Genomic DNA, 16,712 nt, shown 5'->3' with positions numbered 1-16,712 from the left:
CGTCACGAGCATGAAATGGATTCGGACATGAGCGACTGGCACGCACCTCTGTCGTGCTCGCAGGAGCGGCTGTTGTTCGTCGAGCGGCTCAATCCGGGCATCCGTGCCTACCAGTTCCAGGCACGGATCGACCTCGTCGGGAGACTCGACACCACAGCTCTCGCCCGTGCCCTGACCGACGTCGTGCGTCGGCACGAGATCTACCGCACGACCTTCACCGACGGCCCCGCAGGCCCCCGGCAACTGGTGCACCCGCCGCACCCGGTCGAACTCCCCGTCGACGACCTGCGCGATGCGGCCGACCCCGAGACGGCGGCGCGGGCGGCGATCGACGAGGCCATCGCCACGGACCTGCCCGTGGACCGCCTGCCCCTGGTGCGCTGGCGGCTGCTGCGGCTCGCCGAGGACCGGACCGTCCTGCTCCACCTGGAGCACCATCTGATTCACGACGGCTGGGCGTTCAACGTCTTCGTCGAGGAACTGTGCGCCCTGTACGCCGCCCACGTCACCGGCGGTTCACCGCCGATGCCCGATGCGCCACCGCAGTTCGCCGATTTCGCGGCCCGGCAGCGGGCATGGCTCGAGGGACCCGAGGCCGAGGCACAGCTCGCCTACTGGAAACGGCAGCTCGACGGTATGCCGCCGTATCTCGACCTGCCCACCGACCACCCTCGCACCCCCAAGCGCCGCTTCCTCGGCGACGCGCCCCGGTTCACCGTCCCGGCACACCTCGCCGACCGGGCACGTGCCCTGGCCAGACAGCAGCGCGTCTCCCTGTTCACGGTGATGCTCGCCGCCTTCGAGGTGCTGCTGCACCACTGGTCGGGACAGAAGGACTTCTGCGTCGGGTCGGGAATGGCGGGCCGGAGCCGACCCGAGACCCACCGGCTGCTCGGCATGATCGTCAACACGGTGGCCCTCAGGGCCGACCTGCGGGGCGACCCCACCTTCGCCGAACTGCTCGACCGGGTCCGCGACGCCACGTTCGGCGCCCTGGCGCACCAGGACATCCCTTTCGACCGCGTGGTCACTGCTCTGCGTCCACCGCGGGTGCCGGGCCGGCAACCCTTCAGCGAGGTGCTGTTCTCCTTCCACGACGCACCCCTGCGCCCGGTCAGCATGCCGGGTCTCACCGCGGTTGTGACCCCCGGCCTCACCAACGGCAGCGCCAAGGCCGACCTGAACGTCATCGCGATCCCGTACGCGGAACAGACCGCCGTAGGGCGCGGGCCGCAGCGGCAACGGGACATCGAATTCATCTGGGAGTACGACCGCGATCTGTTCGACGCCACCACGATCGCGCAAGCCGCCGCGCACTACGAGCGGCTGCTCGACGCGGTGACCGCCGCCCCGCGAACCCGGGTGTCGGCAGTGATTTCACAGGAGGCCATGAAGTGACGGAACACGAGACGAAAGGAGGACAAGAAGTGGTGAGAGAGGACGACCGGGACGGTCTGCTCGGCGCGGTCCGGGACGCCTGGGCCGAGACACTCGGCGTGGACGCGGACGTCGTACCGCTCGACGTGGGCTTCTTCGACGCCGGAGGGAACTCGCTGCTGTTGCTGCTGCTGTGGGAACAGCTCAACGAGCTGCCCAGCGGCGGTGGCCTGCGCGCCACCGACCTGTTCCGGCACCCTACGGTGCGCGCCCAGACACAGCTCCTGGCAGGTGGCCTGTGAGCGACAGCCTGTACCGGATGTTCGCCACCGCGGCCGGCCGCCACCCGCAGGCGGCGGCCGTCGAACTGCCCGCCGGGAACGTGTCCTATCGCCGCCTCCGACGCGCCGCCGAAACGGTCGCGGCCCTGCTCCGGGACGCCTGCGGCGACCGTGTGGCACGGGTCGGTCTGCTGGCCGGCCGCAGCGCAGTGGCATACGCGGGGTACCTCGGCGCTCTGCGGCTCGGCGCGGCTGTGGTGCCCTTCCACCCCGAGCACCCGGCCGCCCGCAACCGGCGCATCCGCGAGCTGGCCGACGTCGATGTGGTGGTGGCCGACAAGGAGCTGTGGCAGCGCGGCGGGCCACAGTGGGCGGACGGTCTCCCGGTCCTGCTGCTGACGGACGACGACGTCCTGTCACCGCCCACGGCCGCACGGCGCGAGGACCTGCCGCCGCACGAGGCACAGCCGGACCGACTGGCCTACGTCCTGTTCACCTCCGGTACGACCGGGCGGCCCAAGGGCATACCGATCCGGCACCGCAATGTGCTGCCCTTCCTCCAGCACAACATCGCACGGTTCGGGGTCGGCCCGGGCTGCCGGATGTCCCACACCTTCGACCTGACCTTCGATCTGTCCGTGTTCGACCTCTTCGTCACCTGGGGCGGCGGGGCCACGCTGGTCGTACCGGACCGCTCCGAGCTGTTCAGCCCGGTCGACTACGCCACCCGCCGCCGCCTCACCCACTGGTTCTCCGTGCCCTCGGCGGTGTCGGTGAGCGCCGGGCTCGGTCTGCTGCCCGCCGGCCGGAAGGCCACCACACTGCGCCACAGCGTGTTCTGCGGCGAGCCCCTCACCTACAAACAAGCGGCCGCCTGGCGGGCGACCGCTCCGTACTCCACCCTCGACAACCTCTACGGACCGACCGAACTCACCGTCGCCTGCACCGAGTACCGGCTGCCACGCGACCCACGGCAGTGGCCTCACACCTCCAACGGCACGGTTCCCATAGGCCGCCCCTACGAGCATCTGGAACACCTCGTCGACGCGGAGACGGGCGAGCTGTGCATGCGCGGAGCGCAGCGCTTCGACGGCTACCTGGACCCCCGGGACGATGCCGACCGCTTCCTGGCCCACCACGGCGAGGGACCGGTGGAGCCCCGGCACTACTACCGCACCGGCGACCGGGTGCGCCTGGAGGGCGGCCACCTGGTCCATCTGGGCCGTCTGGACGATCAGATGAAAATCCGGGGTTTCCGGATCGAGCCGGGCGAGGTGGAGGCCGCGCTGCGGCGGCTGCCCGAGGTGCACGAAGCCGTCGTGGCGCCCATCACCCAGGCCGGCGTCACCGAACTGATCGCCGGTTACACCGGGCAGCCCGTCCCCCGTCGCGAGCTGCTGCGCGTCCTACGCGGCGCGCTGCCGATCCACCTCGTCCCCCGACGCTTCCTGCACCTCGACTCCCTGCCCCGCAACGCCAACGGCAAGACCGACAGGGCCGCGCTGCGCGAACTCGCCGAGGAGGTCACCGATGCCGTCTCCGCCTGACCCGTCCGTCCCGACCGCACTCCATGCCGTCCCGTCGACGGACGTCGACCTGAGCCTGTTCTACTTCGCCGGCGACAGCGACGAGATCAAGAGCGACCGCTACGGACTCCTGCTCGACGGCGCCCGCTTCGCCGACGCCCACGGCTTCGCCGCGGTGTGGACCCCGGAGCGCCACTTCCACCCCTTCGGCGGCCTCTACCCGAACCCGGCGGTGACCGGTGCCGCGGTGGCGGTCGCCACCGAACGCGTCGCGATCCGGGCGGGCAGCGTCGTGGCGCCGCTCCACCATCCGCTGCGAATCGCCGAGGAATGGTCCGTGGTGGACAACCTCTCCGACGGGCGGGCCGGCGTCTCCTTCGCCTCCGGCTGGCACGCCGTGGACTTCGCGCTGCGCCCCGAGGCGTACGCCGACCGGCGCAGCCTGGTGCTGGACCACGCGGAGCAGGTGCGCCGCTTGTGGCGGGGCGAGACCCTGACCGTCCGCGACGGCACCGGCGCCGAGCAGCGCGTCCGCATCCACCCCCAGCCGGTCCAGCCCGAACTGCCGGTCTGGATCACCAGCGCCGGCCACACCGAGACCTTCCGCCGGGCCGGCGCCATGGGAGCCGGCATCCTCACCCACCTACTGGGCCAGGACATCGACGACCTCGCCCGCAATATCGCCGAGTACCGGACCGCGAGCGCGGGCGGCGGCCACGTGGCCCTCATGGTGCACACCTATCTGGGCGACGACGAGGACGAAGTCAAAGAACTGGTCGGGGAGCCGCTCCGCCGCTATCTGCACGACTCCCTCGGGCTGCTCCTGGGCTCACGGCTGGACGGAAGACGCGGCATCGACCCGGCGCGACTGCGCCCCGCCGACGTCGACTTCCTGGTCCAGCGCTCCTTCGACCGCTACTTCGACCACGGCGGACTGCTGGGAACCCCCGCCAAGGCCCGCCGCGTGATCGAGCGCCTGCGCCGCATAGGGGTGGACGAGGTGGCCTGCCTGATCGACTTCGGCCTGCCGGCCGACACCGTCCTGGCCGGTCTGGAACGCCTGGCCGGCCTGCGCCACCGGGGAGCGACAGGTGACCACTGACTTCGACACGGCGGTCGCCGCACTGCGTGTGCCCGGCATGGGCACCGAAACCATCGCTCCCTTCCTGGCCAACCTCGTCGACATCACCCGCCCCCGCAGGGTTCTGGAGGTCGGCATGGGCTATACCACGCCGTTCCTGGCTGCGGCCCTGGACCGAACGAGCCGCCGAGTACGGCAGGAGTCAGTGGCCCTCGCCGCCAAGACCCGCTCGTACCTGAGCAGCGAGACCCCGCTGGACGATGCCTGGCTGCGTGCCGAGCCACCGCTGGCGGCACCGGCGAGCTACCTCGAACCGTACCGCCCGGTCTTCGTCGCGGTCGACGACGGCTCCATCGCGGAGTCCTCCGCGCGGCAGGTGGCGCAGGTGCTGGACGACCTCGGACTGACGCACCAGGTCACGATCGTCGACGCCCCGCTGCGCGCATGCGACGCCGCGCTGCCGCCGGACTTCGAACCGATCGACCTGGCCTGGGTGGACGCGTGGGACTGCCTGTACTTCCTCGACCACTTCCTGGACCGCATCAACCCCGAGGGCGGCGTGGCGGTCCTGCACTACCTGATGACGTACCCGGAGGGCGAGGCGATCCTGCGCTACCTGGCCGGGCTCCAGCGGTCGAGACCGGGCGAACTGGAGATCCTCAACCTCCTCGAGCCCCACAAACTCCGGCAGAACAGCGTCACGATGATCCGCCGCACCAGCGGGCGACCACCGCGGTACGCCGGCCCCGGCGGCCGCATCCGCTACGACGGCGACCTCATCGACGACGCCCGCACGCAGGCGGGACAGGCGCACCCGACGGATAAGGAACAGGAGCGGACGAAGTGAGCATTCTGCATGGCCCCACGACGCCCTTCCCGGCGGACTCGACGATTCCCCTGCTCTTCACCGAGCAGGCGCGCGGGCGCCCGGATGCCGTCGCCGTCGTCGACGCAGACCACAGGGTGACGTACGCGGAACTGGACGAGCGCTCCAACCGCCTGGCCCATCTGCTGCGCGCCCAGGGCGTGGGGCCCGGATCGCGGGTCGGCGTGCTGCTGGACCGCGGCCACGAGATGGTCACCGCGGTCCTCGCGGTGTTGAAGGCCGGCGGCGCCTACGTACCCGTCGGCCCCGGCCACCCCCGGGAACGGCAACGGGAGATGCTGGCCGACGCACAGGCCACCGTGACGGTGAGCCGTGAGGAACTGCGCCTCGCGGCGGCATGGCCGTCGACCCCCCTGCCGCTGCCCGCCGACTCCCGCGCGCTGGCGTACGTGCTGTTCACCTCCGGGTCGACCGGCCGGCCCAAGGGAGTCATGGTCGAGCACCGGTCGGTGCTGCGTCTGGTCTGCCGAACCGACTACGTGAGCTTCGGCCCCGACGAGCGGATCGCCCAGGTGGCCGACCCGTCGTTCGACGCGTTCACCTTCGAGGTGTGGGGCGCGCTGCTGCACGGGGGCACCCTGTGCGTGATCCCGGCCGAGACCGTGCTGACGCCCGGTGCGCTCGGACCGGCGCTGGCCGCCCACCGCATCACCACCATGTTTCTCACGTCCGCGCTGTTCACCGAGGTGATGACCGACCGGCCCGACAGTTTCCGCGGGCTGCGCAACCTGCTGGTCGGCGGGGACGTCGTCGACGCCTCCCGGGCGCGCCGGCTGGCCGGCAGCCCCCGGGACCTCCGCCCGGCACGCTTCCTGAACGGCTACGGTCCCACGGAGACCACCACTTTCGCGGTCTGCGGACCGATCGAGTCGGTTCCTGCCGACGCGACGTCGGTGCCGATCGGCCGCCCCATAGCGAACACCAGCTGCTACGTTCTCGACTCCGGACTGCGGCCGGTCGCGGACGGGGCGGCGGGCGAGCTGTTCATCGGCGGCCCCGGAGTCGCCCGCGGATACGCCGGACAGCCCGAGCAGACCCGAGAGCGCTTCCTGCCCGACCCGTTCGCCACCGAGCCCGGTGCGCGCATGTACCGCACCGGAGACCTGGTGCGCTGCCGGGCGGACGGGATGCTGGAGTTCCTCGGCCGCATCGACGACCAGGTCAAGATCCGAGGCTACCGGGTGGAGCCGGGCGAGGTGGAGGCGACGCTGGGCCGGCACCCCGACATCAGACAGCTCGCCGTGGTCGTGGAGGGCGCGGCGGGCGAACGCCGGCTGGTGGCCCATGTGGTGCCCGCGGTTCCCGGCACCCGGCCGGCCGGGCTGCGCGAGTTCCTCGCCGGCCGACTTCCCGAGTGGATGGTCCCGTCCGCGTTCATGGTCCATTCCGCCCTGCCCCTGACGGCAACGGGGAAGATCGACCGAGCGGCACTGCCGCCGGCACCGCCCGAGGGGCCCGACACCGACGCCGTACAGCCGCGCACCGACCTGGAGCGGGAACTCGCCGAGCTCACGGCGGAGCTGCTGGGCCTGGACCGTGTGGGTGTCACCGACGACTTCTTCGCCCTGGGCGGGCACTCACTGCTGGCGATGCGGCTGGTGTCGCAGGTCAACAACCGGTTCGCCACCGAAGTAGCACTGGGAGACTTCCTCTACGACCCCACGGTCGTCCGACTGGCTGCTGAGGTGTCCCGTGGCTGCTGAGCCAGGCGACCGCGCTGTCTCCAGCGCCCAGCGGCAGGTGTGGATCCTTGACCGGCTCCATCCGGGGTCGGCCGTCTACAACGTCCCGCTGGTCCACCGGATCGACGGCGATCTCAGGGCCGGGCTGCTGGAACAAGCCCTGACCGAGCTTCTTCGCCGGCACGAGATCCTGCGCACCGGCTACCGGGTGCGGTCGGGCGCCCTGCGCCAGTTCGTCCGCCCCGCGACACCAGTGCGCATCCCTCTTGCGGACGTATCGGCGTACGACGACCCGGAGGCCGAGGCGGACCGGCGAACGGCCGCTGAGGCGAGGCGGCCGTTCGACCTGAGCACGGATCCGGTGATCCGCCCGCTGCTGGTGCGTGTGGCACCCCGCCGCCACCGCCTGTGCCTCACGCTCCACCACATCGCCTGCGACGGCTGGTCCCTGGACATCCTCCAGCGCGAGCTGTCGGCCCTCTACACGGCCCTGCTCGCGGGGTCGCCCCCCGGACTGCCGCCACTGCGGGAGCAGTACGCCGACTATGCCGAGGACCAGACCGCTCGCCTGACGGACCGCGCGCTGCTCGCCGCCCGGGAGTACTGGCTGAAGCACCTGTCGGGCATCCGTACCCCGGTAACGCTCCCGGCCGACCGTCCCCGCCCGCCCCTGCGCAGCTTCGAGGGCGGCCACGTCCGCTTCACCGTCGACTCCGCAGTGACCGACCGGGTCGCCCTGCTGGCCCGGTCCTGCCGCGCGACCCCGTTCGCTGTCCTGCTCGCCGCCTTCGCCGCCTTGATCCGGGCCGAGGGCGGCGGCGACGAGACCGTCATCGGCACTCCGATGACCTGCCGTCAGCGGGAGACCCAGTACGCGGTGATCGGCATGTACGTGAACACAGTCGTTCACCGCCTGCGGATGTCCGAAGCGCCAACGTTCCGGGAGCTGGTGCACCTGGCCCGGGACGAGAGCAGACAGGCGATGGCCCACCGGGCGCTGCCGTTCGAGGTGTTGGTGGAAGAGCTGAACCCGGCCCGTGATCCCGCTTTCAACCCGGTATTCCAATTGATGTTCGGCTACCACGAGGGCGACCGGACCGCGCTCGTCCTGCCCGGCTGCACGGTCACCACCGAGCTCGGCGACACCGCGACGGCGAAGCTCGACCTCTCCTTGAGCCTCACCCTCTCCGCGGGACGCTACGCCGGTCGCCTCGAATACAGCACCGACCTCTTCACGCCGGCAACCGCCCAGCGCGTCGCGGACCGCTTCCGCACCCTGCTCGCCACCGCGACCGCAGACCCGCTGCGTCCCTTCGAGAACCTGCCGCAGCGGGCCGAGGGCACGACAGCAGGACGTCGCTGAAGCGCAAGGTCTCCGTTGCTCTCGTCTCCGTCAACCCGAATGGACGACTCATGAAACTGTTCCGCTCGGCGCGCGCACGGGCCGCTGCCGCTGCTGTGGCCTCCTCGCTCGTCGTCGCCGCCTCCCCGGCCCCCGCCCCTGGGGCAGACGGCATCGGCGATTCGTACTTCCCGCAGCTGGGCAACGGCGGATTCGATGCCCGTCACTACGACCTCGACATCGCGTACGACCCGGTGTCGGGCCGCCTGGACGGCCGTACGACAATCACCGCACGCGCGATCCAGGACCTCTCCTCCTTCGACCTGGACCTGCAGCAGCTGAAGGTCAAAGGCGTCGAGGTCAATGGCAGACACGCCCCGTTCACGCACGATGGCGACGAATTGCGCATCACCCCGCACGGATCACTCGCCGGGAACCGCACCTTCACCGTCACCGTCACCTACGGTGGCCTTCCGCACCCCCTGTCCGGCCCGATCGTCGGCTCCGACTACGGATGGCTGAAGACCGACGACGGCGTCTTCGTGGCGTGCGAACCCAACGCCGCTTCCACCTGGTTCCCGTCCAGCGACCATGTTTCCGACAAGGCGACCTACGACATCCGGATCCGTGCCCCCAAGGGCCTGAGCGCCGTCTCCAACGGCCGGCTTCTCTCCACGTACGACGAGGGCGACTCGACCTACACCCACTGGCGGGAGAGCCGGCCCATGGCCACCTACCTCACGACCGTGACCATCGGGAAGTTCGATGTGAGGAGCGGGAGGACACCCGGCGGTGTCCCGATCCATGTCGCGATCGATCCGAAGCTGGCCGGCAGCAACAGCGTGGACGTGTACGCCGTCACCGCCGCGGCCACCGACTACTGGTCGCAAGTCTTCGGTCCGTATCCGTTCGAGGAGACCGGGGCGATCGTCGACGACATGCCGGCGGCCGGGTTCTCACTGGAGGCGCAGTCGAAGCCGATCTACTCCGCCGTGCGCAACGAGACGACGATCGTGCACGAGCTGGCCCATCAGTGGTTCGGCGACTCGGTGTCGGTGAAGCGCTGGAAGGACATCTGGCTCAATGAGGGCTTCGCGACTTACGCCCAGTGGCTGTGGGCCGAGCACCAGGGCACCCGTACCGCCCACGACTCCTTCCGCGCCGCTTACGATGCCCGTCCGGCCGACAACGCCTTCTGGCAGACCGAGGTGGCCGACCCGCAACGCGACTCGATGTTCGCCTCCGCGGTCTACCAGCGCGGTGCGATGACCTTGCAGGCGTTGCGCGAACGCATCGGTGACACGGCGTTCTTCAGGCTGCTGCCGACCTGGGCGGAGCTGCACCGCTACGGCAATGCGGATACCGCCGACTTCATTCAGCTCGCGGAGGAGATCTCCGGGCAGCCACTGGACGACCTGTTCCGGACCTGGCTTTCCACGAGGGGGAAGCCGAACCTGGGGCCGGGGGAGTCCATGAAGCCGTAGTGCGCAACCGGCGCGTGTGCGAAGCACGGCTTGGGGGTGAAATGGCCGAAGGCCCGGGTCGGTCGCCGCCGAGGTCGGCGGCGATGCCTTTGTACGTCGCTCCGGGCGCGGACTCGTGCAGGGCCACGGCATCGGCCTTGAACTCGTCCGAGTGGTCCTTCGGCGCCACCGGCGGTCTTTCCCGCTTCGCCTGGATCAAGCAGATCCAGTATCAGCGTGTCCACCACTCAGGGAGAGATCCCAGGGACGTGCGTAACCCGGTCACGCCACAGTGACCAGTGGGCCACGGCGGTATAATCAGTGATTCCAAAGGCGTACGCAGCCCAGAGGACCAAGTAAGCGTCTCCGCTGACACAAGCCTCCGGCCCGGCAGACGGTTGTACGCCTCCTGACAGTCCGCTCGTGCGGGGGGCGGGCATCCGTGCCGAAGCCTGCGGTCTTGGCGCCGGCCTGTGCCACGTTGTCTTGTGCTGATGCGTGAGTCGGCTTTTACGGTTGGGGTGGCTACCAGCTTCAGTACCTGCTCCGGTGCCGGTCACCTTGGTTGCCACATGCCGCAGAAGGTTCACGGGACGATGCCTACCGCCCTGGTCCAGCCCGCCCCAGCGCCCTTGATCTTCACCGGGAAACAAGCAACGGTGAATCCTGTCGGCCCCGGCAGCGCGTCAAGTCCGAAGAGGCGTTCGATCTGGCAGTACTCGCGGTCCCGGCCCACGAAGTGGGCGGGCCACAGGACGCTTCTGTCACCCGTCCCATGGAACTGGTTGATCATGTGTCGGAACGGCGCGTCCAGGCTGAATGCGTCTGTGCCGATCACACGGACGCCCATGTCCAGCAGCAGGTGTGTGGCCGAGGCGTCCAAGCCGGTGAAGTCGGTGAAGTAGGCCGGGGTACCGGCCAGCCTGTCAGCGCCCGTGCGCAGCAGGACGATGTCACCGGGGTCCGGGTCCCGGCCGACGCGGTCCAGCCGGGTGCGAAGGAACGACGCGTCCACGGCGCCCGGTCCAGCGTCAACCAGGTCCAGCACCATGCCCGGGGCGTAGAACCACTCCAGAGGCAGCTCGTCTATGTGGCGCGGCCGACCGTCTCCGTACCGGGCAACGGAACCATAGTGCGACGGAGCATCGACGTGGGTGCCGGTGTGCGAGGTCAGGGTCAGGGTGTCGATCGACAGCAACTCCTGGTCCGGCAGATCGGCCGGGTCGAATTCCACGCCGAAGTGGGTGCGCATCTCCTCACTCATGTGCTTAGCACCTTCGGCGGGGCTCAAGATCTGATGCTCGACCGGGTCCGGTTCCCAGCCGGACGCGTCGACGGGTGTGGACAGATCGATGATTCTCATGGGTTCCTGTCTCCGTCCCTTATGGCGGTGCCATGCATCGAGGACCTCAGGCGAGCAGACTCAAACCGCCGTCGGCCGTGAGCACCTGCCCCTGTATCCAACCGGCCTCATCCGCGCAGAGCAGGGCAGCGACGTCAGCGATGTCCGTGGGCGTCGTCAGCCGTCCGGCCGGGGTCCGCCGCTGCAGTGCTGCCCCGACTGCCTCGGCGTCCGGATTCCCGCTGGTGTCCGCGTGTCCTTTGTCGAGCTTGGCCGTGGACACCGCATTGACCGTGATCCCGCAGGGCGCCAGTTCCGCTGCCAGATAGCGGACTTGCGCCTCCAACGCTGCTTTTGCCAGGCCGGCGCTGACGTAGTCGGGCACGACGCGTCGGGAGCCGTTGCTGGTCACGACGAGGATACGGCCCGGGCCGCCTGACATGGCCCGTTTCAGGGATCGCGCGCCCAGCGTCAGCGGTGCCAGCGCGGTTGCAAGGTCCGCGCGGATGTCCTCCGGCTTCGGGGCAACAGCGCTCATCCGGTGGAACGAGGAGACGCTGTGGACGAAGATGTCCAAGCGGCCGTGCTCCTGCCGAAGCCGGGCAATCTGCCGCGGCAAGGTGCTCGTCAGCGTGACGTCACCCCGCAGAGCAGTAACCGGACCGGGCAGTGACGCAAGTTCGGCCACCGCCTCCTTCGCCGCGGTCTCGTCATGAGCGTATCCCAGATACACCCGGCAGCCGCGGGCCGCCAGGGCGTGGGCAATGGCCAGTCCCGCACCCCGCGTGCCTCCGGCCACCAGTGCCGTCTTCGCCCGCCACGGGGTCGTTGTGCCGTTCGCCATCTCAGCCCACCCCGATGCCGTCGTTGACCAGAGTGAGGAACTCTCGAGGGGTCCTCGCGGTCGTCGCCAGATCGTCGGCCAACCGCGTGCCGTACTCGCGCTCGATCCGGACGGCCGTCTCGAGCAGGGCCAACGAGTCGTATCCCAGGTCGGCGAAGGGCACATCGAGAACGTCGCCGTCGAGGTCGACGTTTTCGTCCTGGCCGGCCGCCGCTCGCATGATCTTCATCAGATCGTCCACCGTCATCATGGCTGTCATTCCTCCTGGGACTCCCGGAACGCGCAGGTGGGTCGTGTCTGCCACTGTGCAGAGCACCGCTGGAGGGGACCTCGAGACGACGTGGAGCGAGGCCCTCCACCGTGGTTCGAGGCTGTTTCGACCTGCCGGGACAACGCTCGGTGGCCATGCGCCGGCACACCACGCGGCACACCCACAGGGCGATCGGGCAGGTGAAGTGATGGCTCAGACATCATTGCGCGTCGAACGCGAACACTCCGTGGACCGTGTCGTCCGCCGCCTGGCGGAGTCGGCACGGCTCGACGACGTCGGTGACGTTCCCGAGTGGCTTGCCGAACGGCGGCGCGCCGGCACCTGCGAGGTGCGACGCATCCCGTTCACGCGGCTTCACCGGTGGTCCTTCGAACCGGACTCCGGCAACCTGGTGCACGACACCGGAAAGTTCTTCTCCGTGGAGGGCCTGCGGGTCCGGCGGGAGGGCGCACCCGACTGGGTTCAGCCCATCATCAATCAGCCGGAGACGGGGATCCTCGGCATCCTCGCCAAGGAGTTCGACGGTGTCCTGCACTTCCTGATGCAGGCCAAGATGGAACCGGGGAACATCGGGCTGTTCCAGCTAGGACCTACTGTGCAGGCAACGCGCAGCAACTACACCAAGGTTCATCAGGGCCGTGGCACGCGCTACATCGAGTATTTCACGGGGCCGCGGCGCGGCCGAGTCCTGACCGACGCACTCCAGTCCGAGCAGGGCGACAGCTTCCTGGGCAAACGTAACCGCAACATGGTCGTTGAGACCATGCATGACGTGGAGGAGCACCCCGACTACCGGTGGCTGACACTGGGCCAGATCCATCGGCTGCTGGCAATGGACAACCTCGTCAACATGGACGCGCGAACCGTCCTGTCGTCGCTGCCGCTCCCGGGCGGGGCCGGCCCCGTGCCCGCAGCGACACAACCCGACGCGGCCAGTCTCAGTTGGCTCACCGAACTCAAGACCCGGCACGAGCGCACGGTGACCCGTATGCCGCTGTCCCGGGTCGACGGCTGGCGGCGATGCGATGACGAGATCGTGCATACGACGGGTCGTCACCTCAGTGTTCTGGCTGTCTCCGTCGTCGCCGGCAACCGCGAAGTCACTCACTGGACCCAGCCGCTGCTGGCCGCCCCGCAGGGCCTTGCCGCCCTCGTCGTCCGCAGGGCCGCCGACGGTGTGCAGGTACTCGTGCAAGGGCTCGCCCAGCCCGGCACTTTCGACACCGTGGAGCTGGCACCCACCGTCCAGTGCGTCACAGAGGGTTACACGGACCTCGACGACCCGCCCCCCTTCCTGCAGCACGTACTGTCGGCACCCCCGGAGAGGATCCTGTACTCGGCACTGCAATCCGAAGAGGGAGGACGGTTCCACCAGCGGGACAATCTCTACCTCATCGTCGAGGCCGACGACGCCTTTCCCCGGGACGAGGACCTGTCGCACAGCCACCGCTGGTTGACGCTCGGCCACTTGAAACAATTCATCAGTTTCGGCGGTCACGTGAATGTGGAGGCGCGCACGCTCGTCGCCTGTCTCCAGTCACTGTCTCCGGAGCAGGGGTGGACATGGACCGCGTGAGCTTCGGTGTGCTGGGCTGCGCCTCGATTGCACGGCGCAAGATGCTGCCCGCCCTGGTCTCCCACCCACGAGCCCATGTGGTGGCGGTGGCCAGCCGGACGGCGGACAAGGCCGCACGGTTCGCCTCCGAGTTCGGGTGCGATGCCGTCACCGGGTACGAGCGCCTCCTGGAGCGGCCGGACATCGACGCGGTGTACGTGCCTCTGCCAGCCGGACTACGCACCGAGTGGATCACCAAGGCGCTCACCGCGGGCAAGCACGTCCTCGCCGAAAAGCCGCTCACCGTGACCGCCGCCACAGCCCGTGAGCTGGTCACCCTCAGCCGTACGCAGGGACTGTTGCTGATGGAGAGCTTCATGTTTCTCCACCACTCGGCGCACCGTGCTGTGCAGGATCTCGTAGATGCCGGACGGATCGGTGAACTACGCTCGTTCTCTGCCACCTTCACCATCCCGCCGCTGCCGAAGGACGACATTCGTCACCGGCCGGACCTCGGCGGCGGCGCTCTGCTCGATCTCGGCGCGTACACCGTACGCGCGGCACAGCTTCACTGTGGCACGGACCTCGTCCCCAAGGGAACGGTCCTGGTCACCGATCCGGACACCGGTGCGGATGTGTCCGGCGCGGCCTTACTGTCCGCCGGACCGGTGGTCGCGCACTTGTCGTTCGGCATGGTGCACCCCTACCGGTGTGCCTACCGCCTGACGGGCAGCACGGGCACACTCACCCTGGAGCGCGCCTTCACCCCGCCGCCCACCTGGCAGCCGGTCCTGCGGGCGGAGAGCCAGGACCGCTCGGAAGAAATCAGGCTTCCGGCCGACGACCACTTCGCGAACACCGTCACTGCGTTCACCACCGCCGTCCTGGCCGGTGACGGTTTCACCGCACACGGCGACCGGATCGTCCGGCAGGCGGAACTGCTGGAAGGCGTCCGGCTCGCAGCCGCCGCAGTGCCCGCCGCCTCCCGCGCTGCGTAGGGCCGGCCATGCGCATCATTGGCCGCGGTTTTCTCGCCTCCGGTCTCCGTGCTCTGGCAGACCAGCACTCACATGCCGTCGCCTTCGCCGCAGGCGTCTCCCGCAGTGACGGCTCGGCCGACGCGGAATTCTCCCGGGAGGCAGCACTGCTCTACGACACCATCCGTGACTGCCTGCGGACCGGACAGCGGCTGCTGTACTTCTCCACCTCCTCCGCCGGGTTGTACGGACACGGTGCCGAACAGCAGCCGACTGCCGAGGACGGCCCGGTCCGGCCTTCGTCCCCGTACGGCCGGCACAAGTTGGCCATGGAGGAGGTCGTCCGCAGTTCCGGGGCCGACCATCTCGTACTGCGCCTGGCCTACCCCGTGGGGTCCGCCCAGCGTCCACACCAGTTCCTGCCCTCCCTGGTCGGCCAGATCCGCAACGGCCAGGTACGGATTCACCGTGGCGCCCGTCGCGACCTCATCGGTATCGACGACGTCGTTGCTCTCCTCGACGCCCTGTTACAGCGCGGCGTGTCACGCCGGGTCGTCAATCTCGCTTCCGGCTGGGCGGTTCCCGTCGAGGACATCGTCGACCACATCGAGATGCGGTTGGCGATTGCGGCAGATCGCCAGGTGACCGACGTCCGACCGGAGGGAGCCGTCTCGACGGTCCTGCTCCGGCGGCTTCTGCCCTCCGCCACACGGGAGCGGGGATTCGGCCCGGACTACTACCGACGGGTCATCGATGCCTACCTCACCGACCGGGAGCTTTGGCCATGACCGATACGGCAAACACTCCGACCACCGACGACCATTGCGATGTCTGCGTCGTCGGCGGCGGCCCCGCTGGTCTGACCCTCGCGCTGCTACTGCTGAAGACCGGATTCCGGGTCACCCTCGTCGAGCGCTCCGCCTCCTTGGACCGTGCGTACCGCGGGGAGATCCTCCAACCGGGCGGCCTCGCCCTGATGGACCAGCTCGGCTGCCTCACCGGTGCCCTGGCGCGCGGCGGGTACTCGCTGGACCGCTTCCAACTGGTGGAGGCAGACCGAGTCCTGCTCGACATCGACTATGGGCGGCTGCCTCCTCCGCACACCTCATTGCTCAGCATCCCTCAGGACCACGTACTGGCCGAACTGCTCGGCCAGTGCCGCCGGTTCGACACCTTTCACGAACTCGTCGGCCACCGGGTGACGGAACTGGTAACCGACGGCGACGGTGGAGTGCGCGGTGTGGTCGCCACCGGCCGGGGCAGGCGACGTGCGGTCCACGCCGCCTGCGTGGTCGGCGCGGACGGCCGCTACTCGAAGACCAGGCGCCTGGCCGGCATCGAGACCGACCGCATCGACGCATTCGCCTTTGACGTCCTGTGGCTGAAACTGCCCCTGCCCCCCGGCCGGCCGCGCCCCCGCGAAGTCCGCGTCTTTCGCTCCGCCGGGAGCCCGGTGCTGGTCTACCCGTCGTACCCCGGCACGCTGCAGATCGGGTGGACCTTGCCGCACAAGGGCTACGCGGAGTTGGCCGCACGCGGAGTCGCGCACGTCAGAGACGAGATCTGCCGGGCGATTCCCGGCTACGCCGACCTGGTGCACGAGCGGATCGTCTCCCTCGGCGACCTCACCCTGCTCGACGTCTTCGCCGGCCGTGCCCAGGAGTGGGCACGCGACGGGCTGGTCTTGATCGGCGACAGCGCGCACACCCACAGTCCGCTCGGCGCCCAGGGCATCAACCTCGCCCTCCAGGACGCGGCGCTACTGCACCCGGTGCTGACCGCCGCACTGCGTGCCGGGGACGTCACGGCCGATCGGCTGGCCGCCTACGCGAAGCCACGGTCCCGCGACATCGCCCAGGTGATGAAGGTGCAGCACATCCAGGCCAAAGCGATGCTTTCGCAAGGCCGGGTGGCCCGTGCGGTGCGGCCCCGGCTCGCCTCGTTCATCCAGCGCACTCCGGTCGGCTCCCGCATCACCCGGCTCATCGCCCACGGCAATCCGCAGGCCCGGGTGCGCACCGACCTGTTCGGTCCCGGAGTTCCTACCGCGTCCTGAAAACCGGCCCGCGGTGCCGAAGACGTACC

The 16,712-nt window shown here is 69.5% G+C and carries 15 protein-coding genes; 12 read left to right on the top strand and 3 right to left on the bottom strand.

Annotated features, from left to right (window positions below; genetic code table 11):
• Positions 1 to 27 precede the first annotated feature (27 nt).
• The 8 genes from IE271_RS18580 to IE271_RS18545 are packed head-to-tail and all read left to right on the top strand — an operon-like array spanning position 28 to position 9,659.
• The gene (locus IE271_RS18580; protein ID WP_190191468.1) at positions 28 to 1,398 is read left to right on the top strand and encodes a condensation domain-containing protein; all 1,371 of its coding nucleotides are present in this window, start codon (positions 28 to 30) and stop codon (positions 1,396 to 1,398) included.
• Positions 1,399 to 1,430: 32 nt separating this feature from the next.
• Entirely contained in the window at positions 1,431 to 1,679 is a 249-nt protein-coding gene (locus IE271_RS18575; protein WP_229919406.1) for an acyl carrier protein, read from the top strand.
• Complete coding sequence (locus tag IE271_RS18570) at positions 1,676 to 3,205, top strand: amino acid adenylation domain-containing protein (protein ID WP_229919405.1); 1,530 nt, start codon at positions 1,676 to 1,678, stop codon at positions 3,203 to 3,205. The genes IE271_RS18575 and IE271_RS18570 overlap by 4 nt, the downstream gene beginning before the upstream one ends.
• On the top strand, positions 3,189 to 4,286 hold the full coding sequence (locus IE271_RS18565) for a MupA/Atu3671 family FMN-dependent luciferase-like monooxygenase (protein WP_190191466.1): 1,098 nt from the start codon (positions 3,189 to 3,191) through the stop codon (positions 4,284 to 4,286). Before IE271_RS18570 ends, IE271_RS18565 begins: the two co-directional genes overlap by 17 nt.
• A complete protein-coding gene (locus IE271_RS18560) occupies positions 4,276 to 5,112 on the top strand; it encodes an O-methyltransferase (protein ID WP_229919404.1) in 837 nt (278 codons plus the stop codon). Before IE271_RS18565 ends, IE271_RS18560 begins: the two co-directional genes overlap by 11 nt.
• Positions 5,109 to 6,854, top strand: coding sequence for a non-ribosomal peptide synthetase (locus IE271_RS18555; protein ID WP_190191465.1), 1,746 nt, complete (start codon positions 5,109 to 5,111; stop codon positions 6,852 to 6,854). Before IE271_RS18560 ends, IE271_RS18555 begins: the two co-directional genes overlap by 4 nt.
• Positions 6,844 to 8,196 carry a condensation domain-containing protein gene (locus tag IE271_RS18550; RefSeq protein WP_190191464.1) on the top strand — a complete coding sequence of 451 codons (1,353 nt, stop codon included), beginning with the start codon at positions 6,844 to 6,846 and terminating at the stop codon, positions 8,194 to 8,196. Before IE271_RS18555 ends, IE271_RS18550 begins: the two co-directional genes overlap by 11 nt.
• 50 nt (positions 8,197 to 8,246) lie before the next feature.
• On the top strand, positions 8,247 to 9,659 hold the full coding sequence (locus tag IE271_RS18545) for a M1 family metallopeptidase (RefSeq protein WP_190191463.1): 1,413 nt from the start codon (positions 8,247 to 8,249) through the stop codon (positions 9,657 to 9,659).
• 565 nt (positions 9,660 to 10,224) lie between these two features.
• On the opposite strand, the gene IE271_RS18540 is transcribed toward IE271_RS18545, so the two are convergent.
• Genes IE271_RS18540 through IE271_RS18530 form a run of 3 tightly spaced genes read right to left on the bottom strand, consistent with a single transcriptional unit; the run spans position 10,225 to position 12,083 of the window.
• Positions 10,225 to 11,001: a cyclase family protein gene (locus tag IE271_RS18540; protein ID WP_190191462.1), complete on the bottom strand. Its 777-nt coding sequence runs from the start codon at positions 10,999 to 11,001 to the stop codon at positions 10,225 to 10,227.
• Positions 11,002 to 11,047: 46 nt separating this feature from the next.
• Complete coding sequence (locus IE271_RS18535; RefSeq protein WP_190191461.1) at positions 11,048 to 11,824, bottom strand: SDR family oxidoreductase; 777 nt, start codon at positions 11,822 to 11,824, stop codon at positions 11,048 to 11,050.
• 1 nt (position 11,825) lies between these two features.
• Positions 11,826 to 12,083 carry an acyl carrier protein gene (locus IE271_RS18530; RefSeq protein ID WP_190191460.1) on the bottom strand — a complete coding sequence of 86 codons (258 nt, stop codon included), beginning with the start codon at positions 12,081 to 12,083 and terminating at the stop codon, positions 11,826 to 11,828.
• A 199-nt stretch (positions 12,084 to 12,282) separates the two neighbouring features.
• Here IE271_RS18530 and IE271_RS18525 point away from each other — a divergent pair, with 199 nt between their 5' ends.
• From IE271_RS18525 to IE271_RS18510, 4 genes are read left to right on the top strand one after another with little or no spacing between them, the layout of a single operon-like run.
• Complete coding sequence (locus IE271_RS18525; RefSeq protein ID WP_190191459.1) at positions 12,283 to 13,671, top strand: NDP-hexose 2,3-dehydratase family protein; 1,389 nt, start codon at positions 12,283 to 12,285, stop codon at positions 13,669 to 13,671.
• The gene (locus tag IE271_RS18520; protein WP_190191458.1) at positions 13,659 to 14,648 is read left to right on the top strand and encodes a Gfo/Idh/MocA family protein; all 990 of its coding nucleotides are present in this window, start codon (positions 13,659 to 13,661) and stop codon (positions 14,646 to 14,648) included. Before IE271_RS18525 ends, IE271_RS18520 begins: the two co-directional genes overlap by 13 nt.
• A gap of 8 nt (positions 14,649 to 14,656) precedes the next feature.
• On the top strand, positions 14,657 to 15,415 hold the full coding sequence (locus tag IE271_RS18515) for an NAD-dependent epimerase/dehydratase family protein (protein ID WP_190191457.1): 759 nt from the start codon (positions 14,657 to 14,659) through the stop codon (positions 15,413 to 15,415).
• Positions 15,412 to 16,683, top strand: coding sequence for an FAD-dependent monooxygenase (locus IE271_RS18510; RefSeq protein WP_190191456.1), 1,272 nt, complete (start codon positions 15,412 to 15,414; stop codon positions 16,681 to 16,683). Before IE271_RS18515 ends, IE271_RS18510 begins: the two co-directional genes overlap by 4 nt.
• Positions 16,684 to 16,712 lie beyond the last annotated feature (29 nt).

This window comes from Streptomyces minutiscleroticus (genome assembly GCF_014650875.1).
Lineage (GTDB): Bacteria > Actinomycetota > Actinomycetes > Streptomycetales > Streptomycetaceae > Streptomyces > Streptomyces minutiscleroticus.
This window is presented reverse-complemented; position numbering and strand designations above follow the sequence as displayed.

Bases quoted from the DNA above. Each gene is read 5' to 3' on its own strand.
- IE271_RS18580 (WP_190191468.1), top strand. From the start codon at position 28: ATGAGCGACTGGCACGCACCTCTGTCGTGCTCGCAGGAGCGGCTGTTG.
- IE271_RS18565 (WP_190191466.1), top strand. From the start codon at position 3,189: ATGCCGTCTCCGCCTGACCCGTCCGTCCCGACCGCACTCCATGCCGTC.
- IE271_RS18545 (WP_190191463.1), top strand. From the start codon at position 8,247: ATGAAACTGTTCCGCTCGGCGCGCGCACGGGCCGCTGCCGCTGCTGTG.
- IE271_RS18540 (WP_190191462.1), bottom strand. From the start codon at position 11,001: ATGAGAATCATCGATCTGTCCACACCCGTCGACGCGTCCGGCTGGGAA.
- IE271_RS18535 (WP_190191461.1), bottom strand. From the start codon at position 11,824: ATGGCGAACGGCACAACGACCCCGTGGCGGGCGAAGACGGCACTGGTG.
- IE271_RS18530 (WP_190191460.1), bottom strand. From the start codon at position 12,083: ATGACAGCCATGATGACGGTGGACGATCTGATGAAGATCATGCGAGCG.
- IE271_RS18525 (WP_190191459.1), top strand. From the start codon at position 12,283: ATGGCTCAGACATCATTGCGCGTCGAACGCGAACACTCCGTGGACCGT.
- IE271_RS18520 (WP_190191458.1), top strand. From the start codon at position 13,659: ATGGACCGCGTGAGCTTCGGTGTGCTGGGCTGCGCCTCGATTGCACGG.
- IE271_RS18515 (WP_190191457.1), top strand. From the start codon at position 14,657: ATGCGCATCATTGGCCGCGGTTTTCTCGCCTCCGGTCTCCGTGCTCTG.
- IE271_RS18510 (WP_190191456.1), top strand. From the start codon at position 15,412: ATGACCGATACGGCAAACACTCCGACCACCGACGACCATTGCGATGTC.